The sequence below is a fragment of the Sporomusa sp. 246TCP1 genome (assembly GCF_057319775.1).
Genome location: NZ_CM170492.1, coordinates 1,260,412 through 1,283,490 on the forward strand (window position 1 = coordinate 1,260,412; position 23,079 = coordinate 1,283,490).

Consider the following 23,079-nt stretch of genomic DNA (forward strand, 5'->3'; position numbering starts at 1 on the left):
GGAATTCGATAATGGCAAAAGTAATTGGTATTGACCTTGGTACTACTAACTCCTGTGTGGCTGTAATGGAAGGCGGCGAACCTGTTGTTATTCCAAATCCTGAAGGCAGTCGTATTACCCCTTCCGTTGTAGGTTTTTCAAAAAATGGTGAACGCCTTATTGGGCAGATAGCTAAGCGGCAGGCAGTATCTAATCCTGACGGTACTGTTAGCTCCATCAAACGTCATATGGGTACTACTTATAAGGTAACTATTGAAGGTAAAGACTATACTCCCCAGGAAATTTCGGCAATGATTTTGCAAAAACTTAAAGCCGATGCCGAAGCATATCTTGGTGAAACAGTAAGTCAGGCAGTAATTACTGTACCTGCCTACTTTACGGACAGTCAACGCCAAGCCACAAAGGATGCCGGTGCTATCGCCGGCCTGGAAGTGCTGCGTATCATTAACGAGCCTACAGCAGCAGCTTTGGCGTATGGTATGGAGAAAAGTAATGACCATACTGTGTTGGTATTTGATTTAGGCGGCGGCACATTTGATGTGTCTATTCTTGAGTTAGGTGACGGTGTATTCGAAGTTAAGGCTACCAGCGGTAATAACCGTCTTGGTGGTGATGATTTTGATGAGCGCGTTGTAAATTGGCTGGTAAGTGAATTCAAAAAAGAACAGGGTATTGATTTGTCCAGTGACCGTATGGCTATGCAGCGTCTGAAAGAAGCTGCTGAAAAAGCTAAGATCGAGTTGTCAGGGGTACTTACTACCAATATTAATCTACCCTTTATAACAGCTGACCAAACTGGCCCAAAACATCTTGATCTCAACTTGTCTCGTGCCAAATTTGATGAATTGACAGCTGATCTTGTCGAATCTACTATGGGACCAACCCGTCAGGCATTAAGTGATGCCGGATTATCTGCGAGCGATATTGCTAAAGTTATTCTTGTTGGTGGTTCTACCCGTATTCCTGCTGTTCAGGAGGCTATTAAAAAGTCTTTAGGTAAGGAACCACACAAAGGAGTTAACCCGGATGAGTGCGTGGCTGTTGGCGCAGCTATCCAAGCCGGTGTACTTGTCGGCGAAGTCAAAGACGTCCTGCTGTTAGATGTTACCCCACTGTCTTTGGGTATTGAAACTCTGGGCGGGGTCTTCACCAAAATTATTGAACGCAATACTACTATTCCGACTTCCAAGAGCCAAACCTTCTCAACTGCTGCCGATAATCAACCCTCTGTTGATATTCATGTCCTTCAGGGCGAACGGGAAATGGCTTCCTATAACAAAACCCTGGGACGTTTTGAACTTTCAGGTATTCCGCCGGCTCCCCGGGGTGTACCACGCATTGAAGTCAGTTTTGACATTGATGCCAATGGCATTGTTCATGTATCGGCAAAAGATTTAGGTACAGGTAAAGAACAGAAGATTACTATTACTTCTTCCGGCGGTCTGGATAAAGATGAAGTAGAAAAAATGGTTAAAGAGGCTGAATCCCACGCCGCTGAAGATAAAAAACGCAAAGATGAAATAGAAGTACGCAACAATGCCGACTCTTTGGTATATAATGCGGAAAAAACTATTAAAGAATTTGGTGATAAGGCCGACAAAGCGCTGGTAGAACAAGTTCAACAAGCTGCTAACAAACTTAAAGAGTCGTTAAAAGGCAGTGACATTGAAGTGATCAAGGCTGATACCGAAGCTCTTACCAAGCCGCTCTATGAATTATCAACTGCTATGTATCAGGCAACGGCGCAAGCCGAAGGTGCACAGCCAGGCGGTCAACAAGCTCCTGAGGGCGCTGCTCCACAGGACGACAAAGTAGTTGATGCTGAGTATAAAGTGGTAGACGAAGATAAGAAATAAAATAGCTGGGATGGTGTGAAGTGAGTAAGCGAGACTATTATGAAGTGCTGGGTGTAGCCAAAACAGCATCTGAAGACGAGTTGAAAAAGGCGTACCGTAAATTGGCCCGCCAGTACCATCCTGACGTTAACCGCGATAATCCTAAAGAAACCGAAGAAAAGTTCAAAGAAGTCAACGAAGCTTACGAAATTCTATCTAATGCCGAGCGCCGGGCGCAGTATGACCAATTTGGTCATGCTGCGTTTGATGCTGCTAACGGTGGTGGCGGATTTGGCGCTGGTGGATTTGGCGCTGGTGGCGGTGCTGGTGGATTTTCTGATATATTTGATATGTTTTTTGGCCAGTCTGGTTTCGGAGGGTTTGGTGGCGGTCGTAATCCAGGACCTGAACGTGGATCTGATTTACGCTACGACATGGAAATTAAATTTGAGGAAGCTGCTTTCGGATTAGATACGGAAATTCAAGTACCTCGTACCGAAGATTGCAGTGCTTGCCAGGGTTCAGGTTCTGCGCCGGGAACGCATCCGGAAACGTGTCCTGACTGCCGCGGCACAGGCCAGGTTCAGGTAACGCAGAATACTCCGTTTGGTCGCATGGTTAACGTTAAGGCCTGTGATCGCTGCCATGGCGAAGGTAAAATTATAAAATCACCTTGTAAAGAGTGCCATGGACGGGGAAAAGTGCGTGTTAACCGCAAAATTAAAATTAAAATTCCTGCCGGTGTTGATAATGGTTCCCGGCTTAGAGTGACCCATGAAGGAGAAGCCGGGCAACGTGGCGGTCCTCCCGGGGATCTGTATGTTTATCTTTTTGTAAAACAGCATAAACTGTTTACACGTGAAGGCAATGACGTCATTTGTGAAGTACCAATTAATTTTGTGCAGGCTACCTTGGGTGATGAAATTGAAGTTCCCACTCTGGATGGTAAAGTTCAGCTTAAAGTTCCTGAAGGGACACAAACCGGTACTGTATTTCGCATTAAAGACAAAGGCATTCCGCATTTACGAGGGCACGGGCGTGGTGATCAACATGTGCGTGTTAAGATCGTAACACCTAAAAAATTAACCAATCGCCAAAAAGACCTGTTGCGGGAATTTGCGAATGCCGGCGGGGCTGATCCTACTGCCGAGGAAAAAGGTTTTTTTAAAAAGTTTAAAGACGTCTTCGGTGTTTTGTAAATGGTAGTGGCTTATTAATTGAAGTTTAAGGGGCGATGGCGCATGAAATGGTCTGAGATCAGCATTCAAACCTCCCATGAAGCTACAGAAGCAGTAGCTAATATCTTCCATGATCTAGGGGCAAGCGGGGTAGTAATAGAAGATCCTGAATTGATTAATACTTACCGGCGCTCAGGAAGTTGGGATTACTGCGACATCCCCGAAGAACTGGAGACTGAAGTTGTAACTATTAAGGCTTATTTGCCTGTTGACGAGTTCTTGGATGATAAACTGCGCGTGTTTGAAGAACGGTTCAACAGTCTAAAGGAACATGATCTTGACAAAGGGCGTGGCTGTATACATTGCCGGGAAGTACAGGAGGAGGATTGGGCCTCGTCCTGGAAAGAATATTTTCATCCAGTGCGGGTAAGTGAGCATATTGTCATAAAACCATCATGGGAAGAATATCTGCCCGCTGAAGATGACATTATTATTGAACTTGATCCGGGGATGGCTTTCGGTACTGGTACCCATCATACCACTTCAATGTGTATACGCGCATTGGAGGATGTAATTAAACCTGGATATACTGTCTTTGATGTGGGTACCGGTTCCGGTATTTTGTCAGTAGCTGCAGCTAAGCTGGGCGCATCTTTGGTTCATGCGATTGATCTTGATCCGGTGGCAGTACGGGTCGCAACAGAAAACGTTACCTTTAACAAGGTTGTAGATACTGTTACGATTATCCAGGGAGATCTATTGACAGGTGTGACAGGTAAGGCTGATGTTATTGTTGCCAATATTATTGCTAACATAATAATAAAAATGCTGCCAGATGTCCGCAACCGACTGGCTAATTCCGGTGTCTTCATTGCCAGCGGTATTATTTGTGAACGTTTAAGCGATGTTACCCAAGCGCTGATTGAAAATGAGTTTGTTATTGATAAAGTGATTGAAGAAGGCGGCTGGGTAGCCATTGTAGCTAACAGCGTCAGCCGGTAACGCTGTTATGCGTCGTTTCTTTATTGATGCACCACTTAGCGAGCATATGGTTATTGCGAATGCCGATGCCCGCCATATAGCTTCTGTGCTTAGGCTTAGTGCCGGTGCTACTGTTCTGGTGTCTGATCAGGACGGTAAATCGGGCAAGGCCGAAATCATGGCGGCAAATCCAGAGGCTATTGAGCTTAGGCTGCTTGAATTTCTCGAAGATACAACCGAGCCGCCGATTAACATTTGGTTGGTTCAAGGCTTAGCTAAAGGCGAAAAGATGGATTTTATTATTCAAAAAGCAGTAGAACTTGGTGTGTATGGTATTATTCCGGTTGCTGCCGCACACTCAGTAGTTCGCTACGATGCTGCTAAACAGGCAGATAAGGTAGCGCGCTGGCAGAAAATAGCCCGGGAAGCAGCCAAACAGTGTGGCCGGAGCTATATTCCGCAAGTTTATCCGGTAACTAGTCTGGCGCAAGTATTGGATAATAACGAATTTTCTTCAGCCAATAAAATCATGCTGTATGAAGGACAAGCCGTCCAGGGATTAAAACAGGCGCTTACTGATTCCAGCAGTCAGACCTATCTGCTGTTTATTGGTCCGGAAGGTGGCTTTAGTTTGGCTGAAGTTGACTTATGCCAGGAACATGGCATAAGAATTGTAACCATGGGACCGCGTATTATGCGTACAGAAACTGCAGCGTTAGCAGCTATTTCTGCGGTTATGTATGAATGCGGCGATTTGGGGGGCTAACTATGCCACAAGTGGCGTTTACAACGCTGGGGTGTAAGGTAAATCAGTTCGAAACTGAGGTCATGGAAGGCCTGTTTAAGGTACGTGGTTACAAAGTAGTGGACTTTGACCAACATGCCGATATCTATGTAATTAATACTTGTTCGGTTACTAATCTTGGCGAAAAAAAATCCCGTCAGCTTATTAGACGCGCCGGCAGGCAAAATCCAGCGGCTATTATTGCTGTTACTGGTTGCTACTCGCAGGTTTCGCCTGATAAAGTCTCACAAATTCCCGGTGTTGATGTTATTGTCGGTACACAAGACCGGACACGGATTGTTGAACTGGTGGAAGAGGCTGCTAACAATAACCGTACCTGCCAGGTTAACGTTGTTGCCGACATTATGCAGGCTAAGGAATTTGAAGATATACCATTATTTTCAATGCCTGGGCGAACAAGGGCTTTTCTGAAAATCCAGGAAGGCTGCACTAATTTTTGCACCTATTGTATTATTCCCTATGCCCGTGGTCCTTTGCGGTCCCGGTCACTTGCCAGCATTGCTGCTGAGACTGAAAAACTGGTGGCAGCAGGATTTAATGAGATCGTGCTTACCGGAATTCATCTTGGCGCTTTTGGCCGCGATTTAGTATATAATAATGGAGCCGAAATCACATTGGCTGAGGCTGTTGAGACGGTGTTATCGGCAGGCGTCAAAGGACTCATGCGCCTTAGACTGGGCTCACTGGAATCGATAGAGCTCTCTGATCGATTGATTTCTTTAATGCAAACCGATAACCGTCTTTGTCCGCATCTGCATTTGCCATTACAATCCGGTGATGACCAGATCTTAACGGCCATGAACAGACAGTATACTACAGCTCAGTACAGGGAATTAATTATCAATATAAAAGCCCAGGTGCCGGGAATTGCTATTACAACAGATATCATTGTAGGGTTTCCTGGTGAAACTGATGAACTATTTGAAAATACCTTGAATTTTGTTGCTACAATAGGTTTTGCCAAAATTCATGTATTTCCTTATTCTCGTCGTACTGGTACGCCTGCTGCCGAGTTTTCGGAGCAGGTGCCGGCAGCAGATAAGAAAATTCGTGTACACCGCTTGCAGCGGCTTGCTGACAAGCAGAGTAGCGAGTTTTACCAGGCATTTTTGGGACAAAAGCTGGATGTATTATTTGATACCGTAGAGGCTAAGGGGATTATCTCTGGCTTAACAGGCAATTATGCACGCATATATGCAGTTGGTAACCAGGAAAGTATTGGGAGAATTGCTGCGGTTAAGCTGGAACAATTTTATCAAAATGGTCTTTGGGGTCAAATAACGGAATATTTTTCTTAAATACCATATTTTCAGCAGGAGTTTATAAAATTAAGCAGAATATTTTAGATAGTAAGTGTATATTACTATCTACTGCGGAGGGAATGCCCATGCAGCAGGACTGTATTTTTTGTAAAATTGCAGCGAAAACCATTCCGGTAAATGCCGTTTATGAGGACGAATATCTTATTGCTTTTCCTGATATAAAGCCCGCGGCACCGGTACATTTGTTGGTAATACCTAAGAAGCATATTGACAATATACTTGAGGCGGCTCCTGAAGATACTGCTTTACTTGGACATATTTTGGCGACTATTCCCAAGATAGCAACCATTGCTGGATTAGCAGAGGATGGCTTTCGCACCGTTATCAATACCAAAGATAACGGTGGACAAACGGTTTATCACCTTCATTTCCACGTATTGGGCGGTAAATTCATGACTTGGCCTCCAGGTTAATATTGACAAAAATCAGTGCGCTAGTGTATAATAGTTAGGTGTATGTTATTCAAGTACACTTCCTCGTAATGGTTCTAGTGGAGGGAGGGAGATCAGATGTCTGAAGTTAAAGTAGGCAAAAATGAAACGCTTGACAGCGCACTCCGCCGGTTCAAGCGCACTTGCCAAAAAGCCGGGGTGCTTGCAGAAGTTAGAAAACGCGAGCATTATGAAAAACCGAGCGTAAAACGCAAGAAAAAATCCGAAGCAGCACGTAAACGTAAGTTTAACTAGTTTCGGAGGGAGTAATTTCATGTCTCTTAAAGACAGATTAACTGAAGATATGAAGCTGGCCATGAAGGCAAAAGAAGCCGGAAAATTACGGCTTTCTGTTATCCGTATGGTTCGTGCTAATATCAAGTATGTAGAGATTGACAAAAAAAGAGAACTTTCTGAAGAGGAGGTTCTCGATGTACTGGCTAAAGAAGTCAAAATGCGGCGGGATTCGATCGAAGAGTTCAAAAAAGGCAATCGTCCTGATTTAGTGGAGAACCTTGAACACGAAATCGATATTCTGATGCAGTACCTTCCTCAACAATTAGGCGAACAAGAGTTACGTGTGCTTGTGGCTGAAGCTGTAAAAGAGTCTCAAGCTGTGAGCGCTAAAGATATGGGCAAGGTTATGGCTGTGCTGATGCCAAAAGTAAAAGGGCGCGCTGATGGTAAGTTAGTAAATACCGTTGTGCGCGAGTTCTTAAATAAGTAGAACAGATTTAAATCCGGCGTTAAAAGCGCCGGATTTTAGTTTACTATTTCCAGTAAGAAGTTACAGATGCAGGCAGGTGGGGGGATTGGCAGAAATTTTGTAGCCAGCTGTAGGGTATCAAAAAAATAAGACAAGCAAAAGCTTGTCTTATTTTATAGTTAGCGAAGCAAAATTCTATGTTGTTGCTATAACAGATACTGTAACTTGTGGTAGGAATTGTAGTACGTTATTTCATTAGTAGTAGTATAGACATAATTTAAAAGCGAGTATAAAAGTGCTAGTATAGCTGCAACATTATAGTTGTGTTTACGTTCTATAAGTGATAGAGTTAGTTGTTACATAAAGGCTGTGTTAAATTGTACAGGTACCAGAGACAGTTACTACATATAGGCTATGTTTAATTTGGGCAATCATAGAGATAGGTTTGCTAAAAAAGTGATTCAAAGGCTTCACTCAAACTATATTAAGACAATAACATACAATAATCGACATGTCAATAGGCGAACAATAAGTTAAAATTTTCAAACTTTCGACAAAACACATTTTAGGGAAAAACAGGAATGCTGCTATTTGCTGACGAATATACTAGTAAGGCAAGACAATCAACAAAAGGTGAGGTGAATCTATGCGGTATACCGTTGTAAATAAAATTTTATTTGTACTGTTAGTGACTTTGTTTTTCTCATTTATTGTGGACAGGCCGGCTGAAGCAGCTGGAACCGGACCAGTAATTAGCATCGCCATTAAAGGAGAGATTAATGGCGGGCAGGCCGCTCTTGTTCACAAGGCTATGGCTGATGCTGAAAGTAAACAGGCACAGGCTATTTTAATGGAAATTGATACCTTTGGCGGTTTGGTTGACGCAGCTGTTAGTATTCGGGATATGATTATAAGCTCACCGGTGCCAACCATTTGCTATATAAAAAATCGGGCGTGGTCGGCAGGAGCACTTATTGCTATTTCTCATAAGCATATTGCGATAGCACCTGGTGGTAGTATTGGCGCAGCAGAACCAATACCGACTACAGAGAAAACGGTGGCTGCCTTAAAAGCTGAATTTGCTGCAACAGCGAACAAAACCGGTCGTAATCCCCAGGTAGCTGAAGCCATGGTAGACAAATCGTTAGGCTTCCCAGGTTATGCCGAACCAGGTCAAATACTGGCGCTTACTGATTATCAGGCAACTAAGGTTGGTTTTGCTGATATCGTGGCCTCTGATCGCGATGCGGTACTAACGCATTTTGGGTTTGCAGGCAGCCCGGTAATAGAATATTCATTAGGCTGGCAGGAAAAAGCGGCAGGCTGGCTGGCTGATCCGACAGTTAAATCTTTTTTAATGTCAATTATATTTTTAGCGGTTTTGACAGAAATTAAAACCGCGGGGCTGGGGGTAGCTGCCCTTATTGGGATACTGGCGGCGGCACTGTTTTTTGGCAGCCAGTGGATTACCGGTATTGCCGGCTGGCTGGAGATCCTTCTGTTTTTGGGAGGTATTCTGCTGGTATTCCTTGAGCTTTATACACCAGGTGTAGGTCTATTTGGAATTAGCGGCATTATTGCGATCTTTGCCAGCTTGTTTTTGACATTAGGGGCCAATGCTGCCGCCATTAATCTTTTAGCTATTAGTTTAGTGATTTCCATTATCGTTTTTTTAGTATTGGTAAAACGTCTGCCTTCAAGTAAATTGTGGTCAAAGCTTATTTTAAATGAAAGTGAGACTAAGAGTGCTGGTTTTAGCAGCAGCCTTGATTATAGTCTATACCTGGATAAAACGGGAATAACCCTTACAGGGCTTCGTCCTGCCGGAACGATAATAATTGATGGCAATCAACTTGATGTAGTCTCTGAGGGCCAGTATATTGCGCCTAATAAATTAGTAAAGGTGGTGAGTATAACCGGCAATCGTATTGTAGTACGACTTGTTAAATAATAAAATAGTGGGAGGTAATGTATTTGTCAGCTTTATTAGGTAGTGCGTTTATTGTAGTGCTAGTGATTGTTGCTATCAGTTTGTTTCTGCATTTTGTTCCCCTTGGATTGTGGATTTCAGCGTTAGCGGCTGGAGTAAATGTTGGTATTTTTACCCTTGTCGGCATGCGTCTCAGACGGGTGCCACCAAGTAATATTGTACTTCCATTGATTAAGGCTAACAAAGCAGGCCTTAGTGTAAATGTTAATCAGCTTGAAGCCCATTATTTGGCAGGCGGTGATGTTGATAAGGTAATTGATGCTCTGATTGCCGCTCATCGTGCTGAAATTCCGTTACCGTTTGAACGTTCTGCGGCCATTGACTTAGCTGGGCGGAACGTTCTTGAGGCTGTTCAAATGAGCGTTAACCCCAAAGTTATTGAAACTCCGCTTGTGTCAGCGGTAGCTAAAAATGGTATTGAGCTCAAAGTAAAAGCACGGGTTACTGTAAGGGCTAACATTGACCGGTTGGTTGGTGGCGCGGGCGAAGCAACAATTATAGCCCGTGTTGGTGAAGGTATTATTACTACCGTTGGCTCAACAGAGGACCATCGGGATGTATTGGCTAATCCTGATTTTATTTCGCATACTGTACTGAATAAAGGGTTGGATTCCGGTACTGCGTTTGAAATTCTCTCCATTGATATCGCTGACGTTGATGTTGGCCGCAATATTGGCGCCGAATTGATGACCGACCAGGCGGAAGCCGAGAAGCGTATTGCGCAAGCCAAGGCCGAAGAACGCCGCGCTATGGCAGTAGCCCAGGAACAGGAAATGCAGGCCTTTACACAGGAAATGCAGGCTAAAGTAGTAGAAGCACAAGCTGATGTACCTAAAGCGCTTGCAGTGGCCTTACGAGAAGGCCGTATTGGCGTGATGGACTACTATAATATGAACAATGTGCTGGCAGATACGCAAATGCGCGAAACCATTGCCCAAGCAGGGCCGGTAGAAACCTCGACTGCGCCAAAGACAGATGAACCTAAAAATAGGTAGGTGAAGCTATGGAAAATTTAATTCCGTTGCTGTTACTACTGGTATTGTATCTTGTACCTGAGTTATTAAAACGGCGAAAAAATCCTAAAGACTATAAATATCCTGATATTCCGGATAAAGTGCCTCAACCATCTCATAGACCACCAATTGATATAATTAGTAAGCCTGCTTCTGCACCAATAACGGATGTTAGCGTAGAAGCTCCGAAAAGCTGGGCTGCTTCTCCAAAACCAGCGATAACGATGCCTGCGCCTGTAAACGTACCACACATCACAGCTGCAGATTCACCATGGCAAGGCAAGCTTTCACCACAGATGGTGGAAAATGGCCTGATTTTTTCAGAAATAATTCAGCCGCCGCGTGCCTATCGTCCTATTTGGCGGCGACCTAAATAGTTTGCTGGAAAAAGTAAATGAATTAAAGCCTATAACCTTTTGTAATTTCTAGGGTTATAGGCTTTTTCTTTTGTGGTTTACTATAAATATTATAATATGACGGCTTTTGAAAAAGCTAGGCTCAACTGCTCATTTAGTGAGGGATATGGCAGGTGTGCCAGCCAATCTCTGGCTGATGTGTTGGCCCAAACGGTCTGCAAAACTTCCAGTGCTGCCGATAGAAGTATTGAGCAATACCACGGCGGCATAGTCGCCTTTGGTATTGAAGAAGGCATAGGAACTATAGCCGCCGGTTGCGCCGTTGTGCCAGTAGTTTCCTGATTCAGTATCGTAGAACCAGGCAAGTGCGATGCGTGTTCCAGGAAAGGCATCAGCGCGCAGTTCATGTTGCTGAGTGAGCGCGGCGGAGAGTGTGGCTGCCGCGGTGGATTTAGCAATGGGCTTGAAGGCTGCAGGATGAAGATTGGCCTCAAGGCCGATTGAAGGTCGGCCACTGCTACGGGGGATAGAGCAGGGTCGTAGGTGGGCGGAGGAATGGGAGTGGCGGTTAGTTCGACCGACTGGCGTGTGAAGTTCAACGATAACGAGCTGCCCTGGTTCCATGTACCAATCAAGTCCTTTCCGTCAGCGGAGAGTTTACCGTTCCAGTGTCCAAGAACCATTGGAACATCGAAGGAGAAAGCGTCACCCGAGAAGACAACATTGGCACATTCGAAACCCATTGCGTGCTGATCCAGGCTGTCAAGGGTGCACAACTCGTGCCCGGCGCTATCGCTCTTCACATGTAGCTGGATGCGCAGTGCAGCACCGTTATCCTGCAAGGTCCCCAACCAGATGCCATCGACGGGGGCGGGTTTGGCGGCAGGAATAAAAGTGTCGCGAACGAAGTTCAGGGGCTGTGGTGTTCCCTGGTCCCAGGTACCAGTGAGTCCGTCGGCTGTGACGATGCCCTTCCACGTCCCTTGGACGGCGGGAACAGAGAAGGTAATGGATTGTCCGTCGAGATAAAAGTCGGAACAGGGGAGCCCGATAGCGCCTTGATCGGTGCTGTCAAGAGTGCCTGTCACTGTGCCTGCTGCATCGACGATTAGATGTAGCTTTATGTGCAGGGGGCCGAGGGTTCCTGCGTAGTCTCCACAGATAGTTGGTTTCTGCGCTTGCGATTGGTCGGCAGCGTCTTTTGCTGCAGCTATGCCCGGCATCCAGATGGCTTGGCTTACTGCCAATACACAAAACAGTGCCCGTATTATTTTTTTCATCAATATTCACTTCCTACTCGCTATACTTTGGTTATATAATACAGAGTACATCCATTTCTATAATATACCATTTTTATAATATTGAAAACCGTGCGCTATGCAAATAAATAGATTTAGGTTACTGAATTTTGGGAGGAATAGTAGAATGCCGAAAGATAAAACCCATTGGATACTTGCATCGGAAATTAGTAACCGGCTACGGGATGAACACATAAAAAGGTTGATTAGCAATAACTATGCTTCATTCTTAGTTGGGGCAATTGCCTATGATATTCCATATTTCGGTAGAGGAAAATATAGTCATGTTCTCACAGAAAAAGCCAATGAACTTCATGGTGTTAAAACTTGTGATGTTTGGGAACCGATTATAAAATTACTTGAAAGTTATGGCGATGATTGCCGTGAAACGGTAATTGCGTTCGCATTAGGGTGCGTTACTCATATCATAATTGATAGCCAATTTCATCCTTTTATATATTTTTTTACAGGTTATTATGAAGCTGACAGTAATAAAAGAAACCATGCGATAATTAAACATAGGGAAATAGAAGCCCACCTGGATTTGTATTATTTAGAAAAGACAGGATACACTGGTCCGGTAAGTGCCAAAGTGATAGTTGAACAATTACATAGACCTACATTAATAACAATCTTAGCTCTGTTGTATTTTGGAAATACAGGAGTTAAAGAAGTTGATATGACTCAGAACTGTTTAAATAATTACATTAAATATCAAGGTTTATTCAGTAATTATTTTATAAAATGCCTATTGCGTATTGTTGGCTTAGCGAACGATGAAATGAAAAAAATAAGTGCATTATTTTATCCTAAGTCGATTGAACCTACATATCGTCAATTGTTTGACAATACGGAATGGTATCAACATCCTTCATCAGGAAAAGTAATTGAGGAATCTCTAAAAACGATATATGAAAACTGTATTGAGGTTATGGTTTCAACTATCTGTCAATTTAGCTCATGCAAAACGATTGAAGATTATCTAAATGTTATTAGGAATTTTCCAGCGGTATCTTTGGAAACTGGTAGTGAATGTGCCAGACCTTCATTAATGAGATTTTTTTCATGAAATGTCCCTTGTTGTATCCTGCTGACCTTGACATCAGGCATTTATAGGGTGAAATGTCTTTTAAAAATATGGTATACTATATCTTAGTTCTGCACAATTGTAGAAAAGGAAGGCGTATAAATGAACTGGTTTTTTTGGAAAAGCAACAACTATAAGGAAATGGATACCCGAATAGAGCAGCTGGATGAAAGTCTGCAGCAAATAAAAAATATAATGCTTGATGTGAGTAATACGGTTACTGAGTGTTGGGAGCAGCAGGAAGAGAGTCGTGGGCAACTGACAAAATTAATGCGTCTGCAATATAAATCCGGACAGGAAACGCAGAGTAAACTGGAGCAATTAGCCCAGGGCTTGCTGGCGGTGCAACAGCCTGTTGCGAGTGAAGAACGTGTTGCGGCGTTAAAGCAACAGCGTCAATATGCACTAGAGGTATTACTGACGCAGCTTGATGACATTGATAGTGTTTCTGCCGGGCTTATTCATACTGAAGATAATGCCTGGCAACCGTTGTTTAAGGAGTGGGCGCAGCGAATAATAACCGCATTGGCTGAAATGGGAATTTATGAGATTCCTGTCCTGGGCAAGGTATTTGACCCTCAAATGGCTGTTGGGGTGAGCAGTGTGACCAGACCGGCGGAATTGGCGGCTGTCACTCCCTATGAAGTAGCAGAAGTTGTAAAACGTGGTTTTATTACTGGCGAAGGACAGTTATTACGTAAGGCACAGGTGATTACATATCAGGAGGGGACAGGTTCCAATGAATGATAAAGCACGTCCGGTAGTAGGTATTGATTTGGGAACGACAAATTCGGCAGTAGCATACATAGTTAACGGCAAACCGAAGATCATTCCGTCGCCGCAGGGACAGGAAATTATTCCCTCGGTAGTTCTGCTTGATATGCAGGGTAAAATTATTGTCGGTGACGCGGCAAAGGCGTCACAAGTAGCTATGCCGGATCGGGTTGTAGCGGCAGTTAAACGAAAAATGGGCTCTAATGAACCGGTATATATGGCAGAGCAGGCTTTTTCGCCCCAGGAAATTTCGGCCATGATTTTAAAGGAACTCAAAAGCTATGTGGATAGTGCGTTTGGTGAAGGGGAAAAAGAAGCTATTATTACTGTGCCTGCCTATTTTACTGACGAGCAGCGCCGGACAACGAAGCAAGCGGGGGAATTGGCCGGATTTGTGGTAGACCGGATTGTTAATGAACCAACGGCAGCCGCCTTGGCGTTTGGATTAGAACGGCTTGAGGAAGACAAGTATATCCTGGTATATGATTTAGGCGGTGGTACCTTTGACGTTTCGGTTGTAGAGATGATGAGTGGTATTTTGGAGGTAAAAGCATCAACCGGTAATAATCAACTGGGTGGGGAAGATTTTGACTGGCTGTTAGTAGATTGGCTGGCAAGTAAGATTAAAAAAAGCCATGGAATTGATCCGCTAAAGGATATCCGTGCTAAGAGCTTGCTTAAGGAACAGGCCGAAAAGATTAAGATTGAATTGTCTTTTGCCGAAAAAACAGCCATCCATTTGCCGTTAGTATTGATGAAAAATAACCGTCCGGTGGGTTTGTCCACCGAAATTACCAGGCAAGATTTTGTTGACCTCATTGAGGGCATGCTTACCGAAACTGTGGACTGTGTGCGGCGAGCTATAGCTGACGCCAAGGTAGACGTGTCTGAAATTCAGGAAATTCTGCTGGTAGGCGGTTCAACCCGCATACCGCGTGTGCGCGAGCTGCTGACCGCGTTTTTTGGCAAAGAACCGCGTTGTGATGTTAATCCTGACGAAGCTGTGGCTTTAGGGGCAGCGGTGCAGGCTGGTTTAAAATCAGGTGAGCTAGCAGACAGTGGTTTGATTATTACTGATGTGGCTCCTTTCTCGTTAGGAACCAGTGTTCTAGGCGAGCGTCAGGGGATAACCCGCGATGGTCTGTTCAGTGTAATCATTCCCCGCAATACTACTATACCAGTCACGCGTACCGAACGGTTTTATACAGCCATGCCAGGGCAAACCGCCGTTGAGATTGATATTTATCAGGGAGAGCACGAACTGGTAAAATATAATCACAGTTTGGGAGAGTTTTTGCTGGAAGATATTCCGGCTAATTATAAGAAAGTGGAGCCTATTGATATCACCTACCGCTATAATTTGAATGGCATCCTGGAAGTTACTGCTAAATGTGTCAGCAATGACCGGGAAGCGACACTGACCGTCCATGATGCTTTAGCAAGGGATTCCAAGCAGCAATTTGTGCAAAGTCTGGACAAGCTGCAAGCCTTGTATGAAAATGCGCCGAAACAGGAAATAGATGAGGAAAGTGAATTTTATTTACCTGATTTTGATATTGAGGAAGATGATGAGGATGAGGCAGGAGAGGCTTCTATCGAAGAACTGCGCGAGGAACTAAGCAGCCTGCAGGGCCGGCTAGCAGTAATAATGCAAGATAGCAACGAGCTTCAACGGCGAAAATTGGATAAGCTTACACGCAGACTGGAAGAGGCCAAACTGCTGGAAACTACAGCAGACATCCAAGAAATTCTCGACGAGACGACAGATCTGTTGATTGATTTGGAGATGGAGGCTGAAGAATAATGCCAAAGCAGGAAGTGCTGTTTGCAGAGTTGCTTCCCCAAGAGGAAAGCCCTGTTTCCGGACAGACTGCTACCGGGAAGCCAGGCGGCAAGGCGGGAGTAAGGCGGCGTAAAAAGGCCAACCGTGAGGTAGAAGATTATTATGCACTGCTGGCGATAAACCAAGATGCGGAAGTTGCGGATATCAAGCGGGGATATTTGCAAAAGCTTAGGCAGTACCCGCCTGAGAACTATCCGGCAGAGTTTGAACAGATCCGCAGAGCCTATGATACATTACGGGATGCTGCGCAACGTAAAGAATATGATATTGTACGTCAATACGGCGAATCAATTGAAGATTTATTAGATGAGGCAATTGGTAGAAGGGGAATAACAGCCCAGTCGGTTAAGCTGCTGGAACGGGCAGTTAAGATTGATCCCCTGCATACCAAGGCCCGCTTGGCACTTGCTTATGCACATATTTACCGTGATGAGGTAGCTGCTTTTGAGGGACAGTTTTTCGAACTTATGAGGCAGGCCGGGCCGGATAAGTGGCTTAACATAATGGGAAGCAAAATCACACAGCTGTTGCAAGTGGGACGGATAACAGCTGCATTTGATGAATTGCAAAAAGTAACCGCAAGGCAGCCGGATGCTATTAAGAAAATTTGGCCTGTATACATAAATGTCTATGGCGAGGCAGGAGAAGAAGAGCTGCTGCTGGCAGAGGTTGAAGCGGCTATAAAAGCTATTGAGACACCCGAACAGGCTAATGCTGAGCTGTATGTAGCCTGGATTCAGGTGATAATTGCTTTCGACGAGAGCGGAAAAAAAACGGACAGAGTGTTGAGTGCCACGAAAAAGTGGCTAAAGAATTTTACTAATCTGTCAGATTTGGCAGGTATTTCAAAGATCTTTAGTAAAGAATATGAAAAATGCCGTGAGGCAAGTGAATATCAGGGTGCTAAGCTGTTCATTGATTTAGCCATTATGGCAGACCGGAAAAATTCGGATTTACAGCAACAGGCGCTGGAAGTTCAAACGGTAGTGCAGATAATACGGGAGTATGAGCGTATTTTTGACGATAGAAAACTGTTTCCAGGTGTTGTAATTGAAGCATTGCGCTGGGTGAGTGAAGAATTCCACATACTGGAAGATGAGTTGGAAGACATGAAATATTGGCTACCACCGGAGTTAGGCGAGAAAATTTCAGATATGGATGAAGAGTATGCTGCCGGTATTATTTTTTTAAAGAAACGATATCCGGTGATATACCGCCATTTTCAGCAGCGGTGGGAGGCAATGTTTAAAGAAAAAACGGCTGGTTTAAACCGGGAAGAACGACGAAGTCTAAGGTTATAGCTCCGTGAATGCATGCTAAAGGCACACAAAGATTAATTAGGCACACTCAAGAGGCGGGTTCTGCAGAATCCGCCTCTTGTATTTATTTTTCAACCAAACAAAGGGGCTGTCGCACTAAGACAGCCCCTTTTGGAGATCATTGATGAATATTGAAATTATAGTTCAGACCGTTATTATTATCCCAATTATTTGCTGAATCTTTAAAGGAGACGCATAAGGTATCATGGTTGTTAGTTGTGACAGTAGTCTCAAAACCAGAAGGTGTTCTGGTCATATGCACATCCTGAGGATTTTGCCATTCAAAGCCGTAGCCAATATGGGCATGAACACAGGAAGCACCACTTTGGGGTAATAATCCGTTATAGCAGATTTTCACATCTTCACCTGGACGGGGATTGGTAGGGCTGATAATCACACTGTTCGCTAAATACTCGTTGCTGTTTGCCTTAAAGATCATAGTATTTCCTCCTTATACTTTGCATATTTCAGCTTCATAATCAAGGGACAAAACCTACGTGAGCATAGACCTCGGAGGTGCCATTTTGATACAAGAGACCGTTATTGGTGATTAGCTCTTGAGTTTTTGGCGTTTCAATAATTCATCTCCTTTCTATCGCATATAGTTTAGTATTTCAAAATCAAATTCCATCATTCCTGTAGATTCCTGGTAAGCATTAATAATAGAAAAATAAACAGTGCATGTAAATTTTCAGTTCAGTGGGAACAATATTGGCAGTTGTATTATTTTGTGAGGAGGCTGCATATGAAAAAAAAAGATTGTATTGCTATGGTACTTGCCGGAGGAAAAGGTACCCGCCTTAGCTCATTAACTTTAGCTATTCCCAAACCGGTAGTACCGTTTGGCGGAAATCATTGTCTCATCGACTTCACACTGAGCAATTGTTTCAATTCCCATATTGATACGATAGGTGTCTTGACACCAGCTAAACCATTTAAGCTTCCAAAACTAATTAAACGGCAAGATGCCAGTTCGACAATCTATTCTTTACCGCCAATGAATAGATTGCAAAGTAGTAGTGAATATACTGGAACTGCTAATGCTGTACATGCAAATGCGGATTTTATTGATCAATTCAACCCGGAATTCATTTTAATAGTATCGGGTGATCATATTTATAAAATGGATTATACTGAGCTGCTTGATTATCACAGGGAAAAAAGAGCAGTGGCAACCGTTGCAGTTACGACTGTTCCATGGGCTGAGACATATCGGTTTGGTATCATGACTACTAAGACAGATGGAGCTATCGCAGAATTTAATGAAAAACCAACTAATTCCCAAAGCAATCTTGCGTCTATGGGGGTCTATATTTTTACTTGGGCAACTTTGAAAAAATATCTTTTACAAGATGATTGCAATCAAAAATCCAGCCATGATTTTGGTAAAGATGTTATCCCGACTATGCTGAGCCAGGAAGAAAAAATGTATGCCTATTCATTCAAAGGATATTGGAAAGACGTGGGGACAGTAGAAAGTTTGTATGATGCGCATATGGACCTGCTAAGAGAGCCACCCGCACTTACTCTCGTAGATGCCAGCTGGCCTGTTTTTTCTGCCATGACAGGAGATGTGGCACAGACTGCTATTTTATTTGATAAAGAAAGAAATTCGCTTTTACATAGCGGTAGTTCAATTAACGGATTAATTAATGGATCAGTTATTTTTTCTAACGTATATATTGGGAAAAATGCCAGTATTAAAAATTCTGTAGTTATGCCCGGAACTGTAATTGGTGAGGGGGCATGTGTTGAGAGAGCGATTGTTGGACCTGGGGCATATATTAGAGATGGTTACAGCTTATTGGGGGATATTGATGGCTATTCGCGGATTGCAGTAGCTGGTGAGAATTCTACCATTCCTGATGTTTTGCCATATGCACTCGACAGTCGCGAAAAGGTAAAACAGACTATATCTAAAATAAAAAGCAATTCAACATTGGATTTTGGCAGTCCTTCTTTGATGAGAAGATGAAACAAATACTGCCAAAATACTTGAAGGCAAGCAAAAATAAGACTGGTCTGTAAAAGCGAGGTCTGGACATGAATGATGAAAAACGCTATGGCGTTGGATTATTGATGGCGGCTGGCAAGGCAATATCAATTGCTACACGACAACTTGTATTTAGAAACAGGAGGAAACAAAAGATGATTAAAAGCAAAGAGCGGCATGGAAAGACGGTTGTAGAAACAGAGACAACTTTAGCCATGGAAGGTTTGGGAAATGAATTGGGTGAATTGAAAAACCAGACTGAGAAAGAAAGGTTTAAGGCGCATTTTTTAGATAGATTAAAAAGTCTGCATGGAAAAACACTAGCCGCGTCTTCTGATTGGGAAAGGTATAGTGCATTAGCCAGTGTAGTGCGGGACTATATCAGTAAAGACTGGATTGCCACCAAACAGCATTATGCGGATACGCATAGCAAACAGGTATATTATTTTTCCATAGAATTTTTGCTGGGCCGACTATTGGGGTCTAACCTGTTAAATTTGGGAATAAAAGATATTTGCCAGGAAGTATTGGATGAGTTGGGGATTAATTTGGCGCAAATAGAAGCTCAGGAAGAAGACGCGGGACTTGGTAATGGGGGACTTGGCCGTCTAGCCGCTTGTTATCTTGATTCTATGGCTTCTGAACATATTCCGGGGCATGGCTGCGGTATACGTTACCGATACGGACTTTTTGAACAAAAGATTGTTAACGGATATCAGCAGGAGTATCCGGACAACTGGTTAAAAAATGGCTATCCGTGGGAATACAGACGACCGGATGAAGCAGTGGAAGTTAAATTTGGCGGCAACATACGAATACAGATTAACGGAAAAACCGAGTACATTCATGAAAATTACGAATTAATTATGGCGATTCCCTATGATATTCCTGTAGTCGGTTACCATAATCATATTGCTAACACGCTACGGTTATGGAGTGCGGAAGCAAAATTGCAAAACTTGGTATGCTCCGGGTTTAGTCGTGATGATTGTCAGGGAACAGTTGATTATACCCAAACATTGCAAACTATTTCAACTATCCTCTATCCTGACGATAGTACTTATGAAGGTAAAGTTCTCAGGCTAAAGCAGCAGTACTTTATGGTATCAGCCGGGTTGCAAAGCATTATCCGGAATTATAAGGCTGTAAACACCGATGTCGGTCAATTATTTAATCACATAGCTATTCATATCAATGACACGCATCCGGCATTGGCTATTCCTGAACTTATGAGGATACTGATGGATGAAGAGCGACTGGGATGGAACGAAGCCTGGGATATTACCACTAAGACCATATCTTATACTAACCATACGATATTGCCGGAGGCCATGGAAAAGTGGCCGGTCGAAATGGTGAAAACTTTGTTGCCGCGCATATTTATGATTATTAACGAAATCAATGAGCGGTATTGCCGGGAATTGTGGGGCCAATATCCTGGTGAATGGGAGCATATTCACCATATGGCAGTGATTGCCGATGAACAAGTTCATATGGCTCATTTGGCTGTTGTAGGCAGTCATTGCGTAAATGGGGTGGCAAAACTTCATACCAAAATTCTCAAAGAGCAGGTTCTGGCAGACTTTTATCATTTTTCACCCGTTAAGTTTAAAAATGTTACCAATGGTGTTACTCACCGACGTTGGCTCATACTGAGCAATCCGTCGCTGACTGCACTGATAAATGATAAGATTGGGTCGCATTGGATTGAATATCCCTGCGATCTGGAGCAGTTAATGAGCTATGCCAATGATGCCGGTTTGCAGCAGGATATTGCCAAAATCAAATTTCAGAACAAACTAAATTTGACTCGGCATATTAAAGAAAAATATGGTGTAAATGTTGATGCCAATTCCATTTTCGACGTGCATGTAAAACGTATCCATGCCTATAAAAGGCAGCTTATGAATGTGCTGCATATTATGGATTTATACAACAGGTTAAAAGATAGTCCGTCGCTTGATATCACGCCACGAACCTTCATTTTTGGAGGAAAAGCGGCTGCAGGCTATTTTGAGGCAAAATGTACAATTAAACTAATTCATGCACTGGCCGATGTGGTAAATAACGATAAAACCATTCGTGACAAAATAAAAGTGGTATTTATGGAAAACTATAACGTTTCATTGGCTGAACTTATTATTCCTGCAGCTGATGTCAGTGAGCAGATTCCTACTGCCAGCAGGGAGGCTTGCGGTACCGGCAATATGAAATTAATGATGAACGGTGCCGTTACCATTGGTACATTAGATGGAGCCAATATTGAGATTCGCGATATTGTGGGCGATGAAAATATTTTTATTTTTGGACTTACTGCCCGGGAAGTACTGGATTATTACCGGCATGGCGGCTACAATTCATGGGATCTCTACAACAACGATATAAGAATCAAAACCGTTACCGAGCAGCTTATTAATGGCTTTTTTCCGCAGGGACGGGAAGAGTTTAAAGTGCTGTACGACTCCTTGTTCTATCACAACGACCGTTACTTTATGCTCAAAGATTTTGCTTCTTATGTTGAAGCTCAGAATTTGCTTGACAGCCGGTATAAGGATCGTAAAGTGTGGTCAAAAATGTGTATTGCTAACATTGCTCATTCGGGGAGATTTGCCGCAGATCGGGTATTTACCAAATATGCTATGGATATTTGGGGAGTACGGCCTGATAATCCTGTTCGCTGTGATTGCTCAGAAACTGAATTCATGAGTTTCCACCATACCGGTTGTACGCGCAGCAATCAGTCAAGTAGCCTGCCGTTGCAATAAGCAAAGTGAGATGGTCATTGTGCAGAACGGATTTCAATTTTGCGTAGTGGTAGTTCAATAAAAGATTGTTAAATGCATTATGCGACAACAAAATGGGGGGGATATGATGATGTTGAAAGGAAAAGTGCTGATTGCGCAAGGCGGGGGTCCTACAGCGGTTATCAATCAAACGTTGGCAGGCATTGTTTTAGAATCGAGAAAATATGGAGAAATGACCCGAACTTATGGAGCGATTCATGGCGTAGAAGGTATAGTTAACGAGAATTTCTTAGATTTGACGCAGGAAACGAGTCATAACTTGGAACAGGTTGCAATGACACCATCGTCAGCCTTGTGGTCTACGCGGATAAAGCCGGATAGCAAATACTGCCATGAGATTTTTCAAGTATTACAAGCCCACGATATCAGGTATTTCTTTTACATTGGAGGCAACGATTCTGCTGACACTGTTTGGATCGTGAGCGAAGAGGCCAAGAAGGTTAATTATGATTTAAGAACTATTCATGTTCCAAAAACAATTGATAATGATTTAGTGCTAAACGACCATACCCCTGGTTACGGTTCAGCGGCTAGATTTGTAGTTCAGGCCTTCATGGGAATCAATTTGGATGTTAGAGCCCTGAGAGGCGTTTATATTGGTGTTGTGATGGGGCGGCACGCGGGTTTTATGACCGCGGCTTCCGCTATTGCCCAAAAGTATCCGGATGATGGACCACACCTTATATATCTTCCGGAACGGGAATTTTCTATGGAAAAGTTCTTAGCAGATGTTAAACAGATGTATGACCGTCATGGGATGTGTATTATCGCTGTTTCAGAAGGAATATGTGATGCTGGCGGTGTGCCGATTATCGCTACTATGCGCAAGGATCTCGAAATCGATGCTCATGGTAATGTAAGTCTCTCCGGCACAGGTGCCATAGGAGATTTATTGGCACAGCAAGTGAAGGCCCGGCTGGGAATTTCCCGGGTTCGGAGTGATACATTCGGTTACCTGCAGCGATCATTTGTGGATTGTGTTTCCGATATTGACCAACACGAGGCGAGGGAAGTAGGTGAAAGAGCCGTTCAAATGGCTTATTGGAATAATGTTAATGGATCACTCACTATTCAGCGAACCGGCAATTATTCGGTTGACTATCGCTTGGCTGGGGTGGAAGAAATTGCAGCAAAAACAAGGGTTATGGCAGATGAGTTTATTAATGAGGAAGGCAACCATGTCACAGACGCCTTTAGATTATATATCAGGCCTTTACTGGGGTCTGGATTACAAATACCTTCGCATTTAAGGGCACCCAGAGTGCCGAAACTGCTAAGTAACGGGTGAACTCTAGAACCTACCTGAACTAGTAAAGATAATGCAGCCATCAAATTAAACTGATG

20 protein-coding genes are annotated in these 23,079 nt (G+C 43.5%); 18 read left to right on the forward strand and 2 right to left on the reverse strand.

The genetic code is table 11. The features are described 5' to 3' along the window. Nucleotides 1–11 precede the first annotated feature (11 nt). The 11 genes from dnaK to AC1ECB_RS06315 all read left to right on the forward strand — a co-directional run bounded on the left by dnaK (nt 12) and on the right by AC1ECB_RS06315 (nt 10,638). Nucleotides 12–1,856 (forward strand): molecular chaperone DnaK, encoded by a 1,845-nt coding sequence (dnaK, locus tag AC1ECB_RS06265; RefSeq protein ID WP_021167725.1) that lies wholly within the window; start codon nt 12–14, stop codon nt 1,854–1,856. A gap of 20 nt (nt 1,857–1,876) precedes the next feature. Then, complete coding sequence (gene dnaJ, locus AC1ECB_RS06270) at nt 1,877–3,034, forward strand: molecular chaperone DnaJ (protein ID WP_485667922.1); 1,158 nt, start codon at nt 1,877–1,879, stop codon at nt 3,032–3,034. 42 nt (nt 3,035–3,076) lie between these two features. Next, nucleotides 3,077–4,015: a 50S ribosomal protein L11 methyltransferase gene (gene prmA, locus AC1ECB_RS06275; protein WP_485667923.1), complete on the forward strand. Its 939-nt coding sequence runs from the start codon at nt 3,077–3,079 to the stop codon at nt 4,013–4,015. Nucleotides 4,016–4,022: 7 nt separating this feature from the next. After that, a complete protein-coding gene (locus AC1ECB_RS06280; protein ID WP_485667924.1) occupies nt 4,023–4,760 on the forward strand; it encodes a 16S rRNA (uracil(1498)-N(3))-methyltransferase in 738 nt (245 codons plus the stop codon). Between the two features lie 2 nt (nt 4,761–4,762). Next, on the forward strand, nt 4,763–6,097 hold the full coding sequence (gene mtaB, locus AC1ECB_RS06285; protein WP_485667925.1) for a tRNA (N(6)-L-threonylcarbamoyladenosine(37)-C(2))-methylthiotransferase MtaB: 1,335 nt from the start codon (nt 4,763–4,765) through the stop codon (nt 6,095–6,097). An 89-nt stretch (nt 6,098–6,186) separates the two neighbouring features. Beyond that, on the forward strand, nt 6,187–6,534 hold the full coding sequence (locus AC1ECB_RS06290) for a histidine triad nucleotide-binding protein (protein ID WP_094602900.1): 348 nt from the start codon (nt 6,187–6,189) through the stop codon (nt 6,532–6,534). 96 nt (nt 6,535–6,630) lie between these two features. Continuing rightward, a complete protein-coding gene (gene rpsU / locus AC1ECB_RS06295) occupies nt 6,631–6,807 on the forward strand; it encodes a 30S ribosomal protein S21 (protein WP_021167731.1) in 177 nt (58 codons plus the stop codon). A 19-nt stretch (nt 6,808–6,826) separates the two neighbouring features. Beyond that, entirely contained in the window at nt 6,827–7,279 is a 453-nt protein-coding gene (locus AC1ECB_RS06300) for a GatB/YqeY domain-containing protein (protein WP_485667926.1), read from the forward strand. 625 nt (nt 7,280–7,904) lie between these two features. Further along, entirely contained in the window at nt 7,905–9,209 is a 1,305-nt protein-coding gene (locus AC1ECB_RS06305; RefSeq protein WP_485667927.1) for an NfeD family protein, read from the forward strand. Nucleotides 9,210–9,226: 17 nt separating this feature from the next. Then, nucleotides 9,227–10,243 (forward strand): flotillin-like protein FloA, encoded by a 1,017-nt coding sequence (gene floA, locus AC1ECB_RS06310; protein ID WP_485667928.1) that lies wholly within the window; start codon nt 9,227–9,229, stop codon nt 10,241–10,243. 8 nt (nt 10,244–10,251) lie between these two features. Then, nucleotides 10,252–10,638 (forward strand): hypothetical protein, encoded by a 387-nt coding sequence (locus tag AC1ECB_RS06315; protein ID WP_485667929.1) that lies wholly within the window; start codon nt 10,252–10,254, stop codon nt 10,636–10,638. Between the two features lie 89 nt (nt 10,639–10,727). On the opposite strand, the gene AC1ECB_RS06320 is transcribed toward AC1ECB_RS06315, so the two are convergent. Then, complete coding sequence (locus AC1ECB_RS06320; RefSeq protein WP_485667930.1) at nt 10,728–11,897, reverse strand: hypothetical protein; 1,170 nt, start codon at nt 11,895–11,897, stop codon at nt 10,728–10,730. Between the two features lie 145 nt (nt 11,898–12,042). On the opposite strand from AC1ECB_RS06320, the gene AC1ECB_RS06325 reads away from it, so the two are divergent. The 4 genes from AC1ECB_RS06325 (at nt 12,043) to AC1ECB_RS06340 (ending at nt 16,920) form a co-directional block, all read left to right on the forward strand. Further along, on the forward strand, nt 12,043–12,984 hold the full coding sequence (locus tag AC1ECB_RS06325; protein ID WP_485667931.1) for a zinc dependent phospholipase C family protein: 942 nt from the start codon (nt 12,043–12,045) through the stop codon (nt 12,982–12,984). Nucleotides 12,985–13,104: 120 nt separating this feature from the next. Beyond that, entirely contained in the window at nt 13,105–13,749 is a 645-nt protein-coding gene (gene grpE, locus AC1ECB_RS06330; RefSeq protein WP_485667932.1) for a nucleotide exchange factor GrpE, read from the forward strand. Further along, on the forward strand, nt 13,742–15,580 hold the full coding sequence (locus AC1ECB_RS06335) for an Hsp70 family protein (protein WP_485667933.1): 1,839 nt from the start codon (nt 13,742–13,744) through the stop codon (nt 15,578–15,580). The genes grpE and AC1ECB_RS06335 overlap by 8 nt, the downstream gene beginning before the upstream one ends. Beyond that, the gene (locus AC1ECB_RS06340) at nt 15,580–16,920 is read left to right on the forward strand and encodes a J domain-containing protein (protein ID WP_485667934.1); all 1,341 of its coding nucleotides are present in this window, start codon (nt 15,580–15,582) and stop codon (nt 16,918–16,920) included. Before AC1ECB_RS06335 ends, AC1ECB_RS06340 begins: the two co-directional genes overlap by 1 nt. A gap of 136 nt (nt 16,921–17,056) precedes the next feature. On the opposite strand, the gene AC1ECB_RS06345 is transcribed toward AC1ECB_RS06340, so the two are convergent. After that, nucleotides 17,057–17,377, reverse strand: coding sequence for a carbohydrate-binding protein (locus tag AC1ECB_RS06345; RefSeq protein ID WP_485667935.1), 321 nt, complete (start codon nt 17,375–17,377; stop codon nt 17,057–17,059). A 306-nt stretch (nt 17,378–17,683) separates the two neighbouring features. Between AC1ECB_RS06345 and AC1ECB_RS06350 the strand changes: the two genes are divergently transcribed. The 3 genes from AC1ECB_RS06350 to AC1ECB_RS06360 all read left to right on the forward strand — a co-directional run bounded on the left by AC1ECB_RS06350 (nt 17,684) and on the right by AC1ECB_RS06360 (nt 23,023). Continuing rightward, nucleotides 17,684–18,913, forward strand: a complete 1,230-nt coding sequence (locus AC1ECB_RS06350) for a sugar phosphate nucleotidyltransferase (RefSeq protein ID WP_485667936.1) — start codon at nt 17,684–17,686, stop codon at nt 18,911–18,913. Between the two features lie 233 nt (nt 18,914–19,146). Next, the gene (locus AC1ECB_RS06355; RefSeq protein ID WP_485669290.1) at nt 19,147–21,696 is read left to right on the forward strand and encodes a glycogen/starch/alpha-glucan phosphorylase; all 2,550 of its coding nucleotides are present in this window, start codon (nt 19,147–19,149) and stop codon (nt 21,694–21,696) included. Between the two features lie 103 nt (nt 21,697–21,799). Further along, entirely contained in the window at nt 21,800–23,023 is a 1,224-nt protein-coding gene (locus AC1ECB_RS06360) for a 6-phosphofructokinase (protein ID WP_485667937.1), read from the forward strand. Nucleotides 23,024–23,079 lie beyond the last annotated feature (56 nt).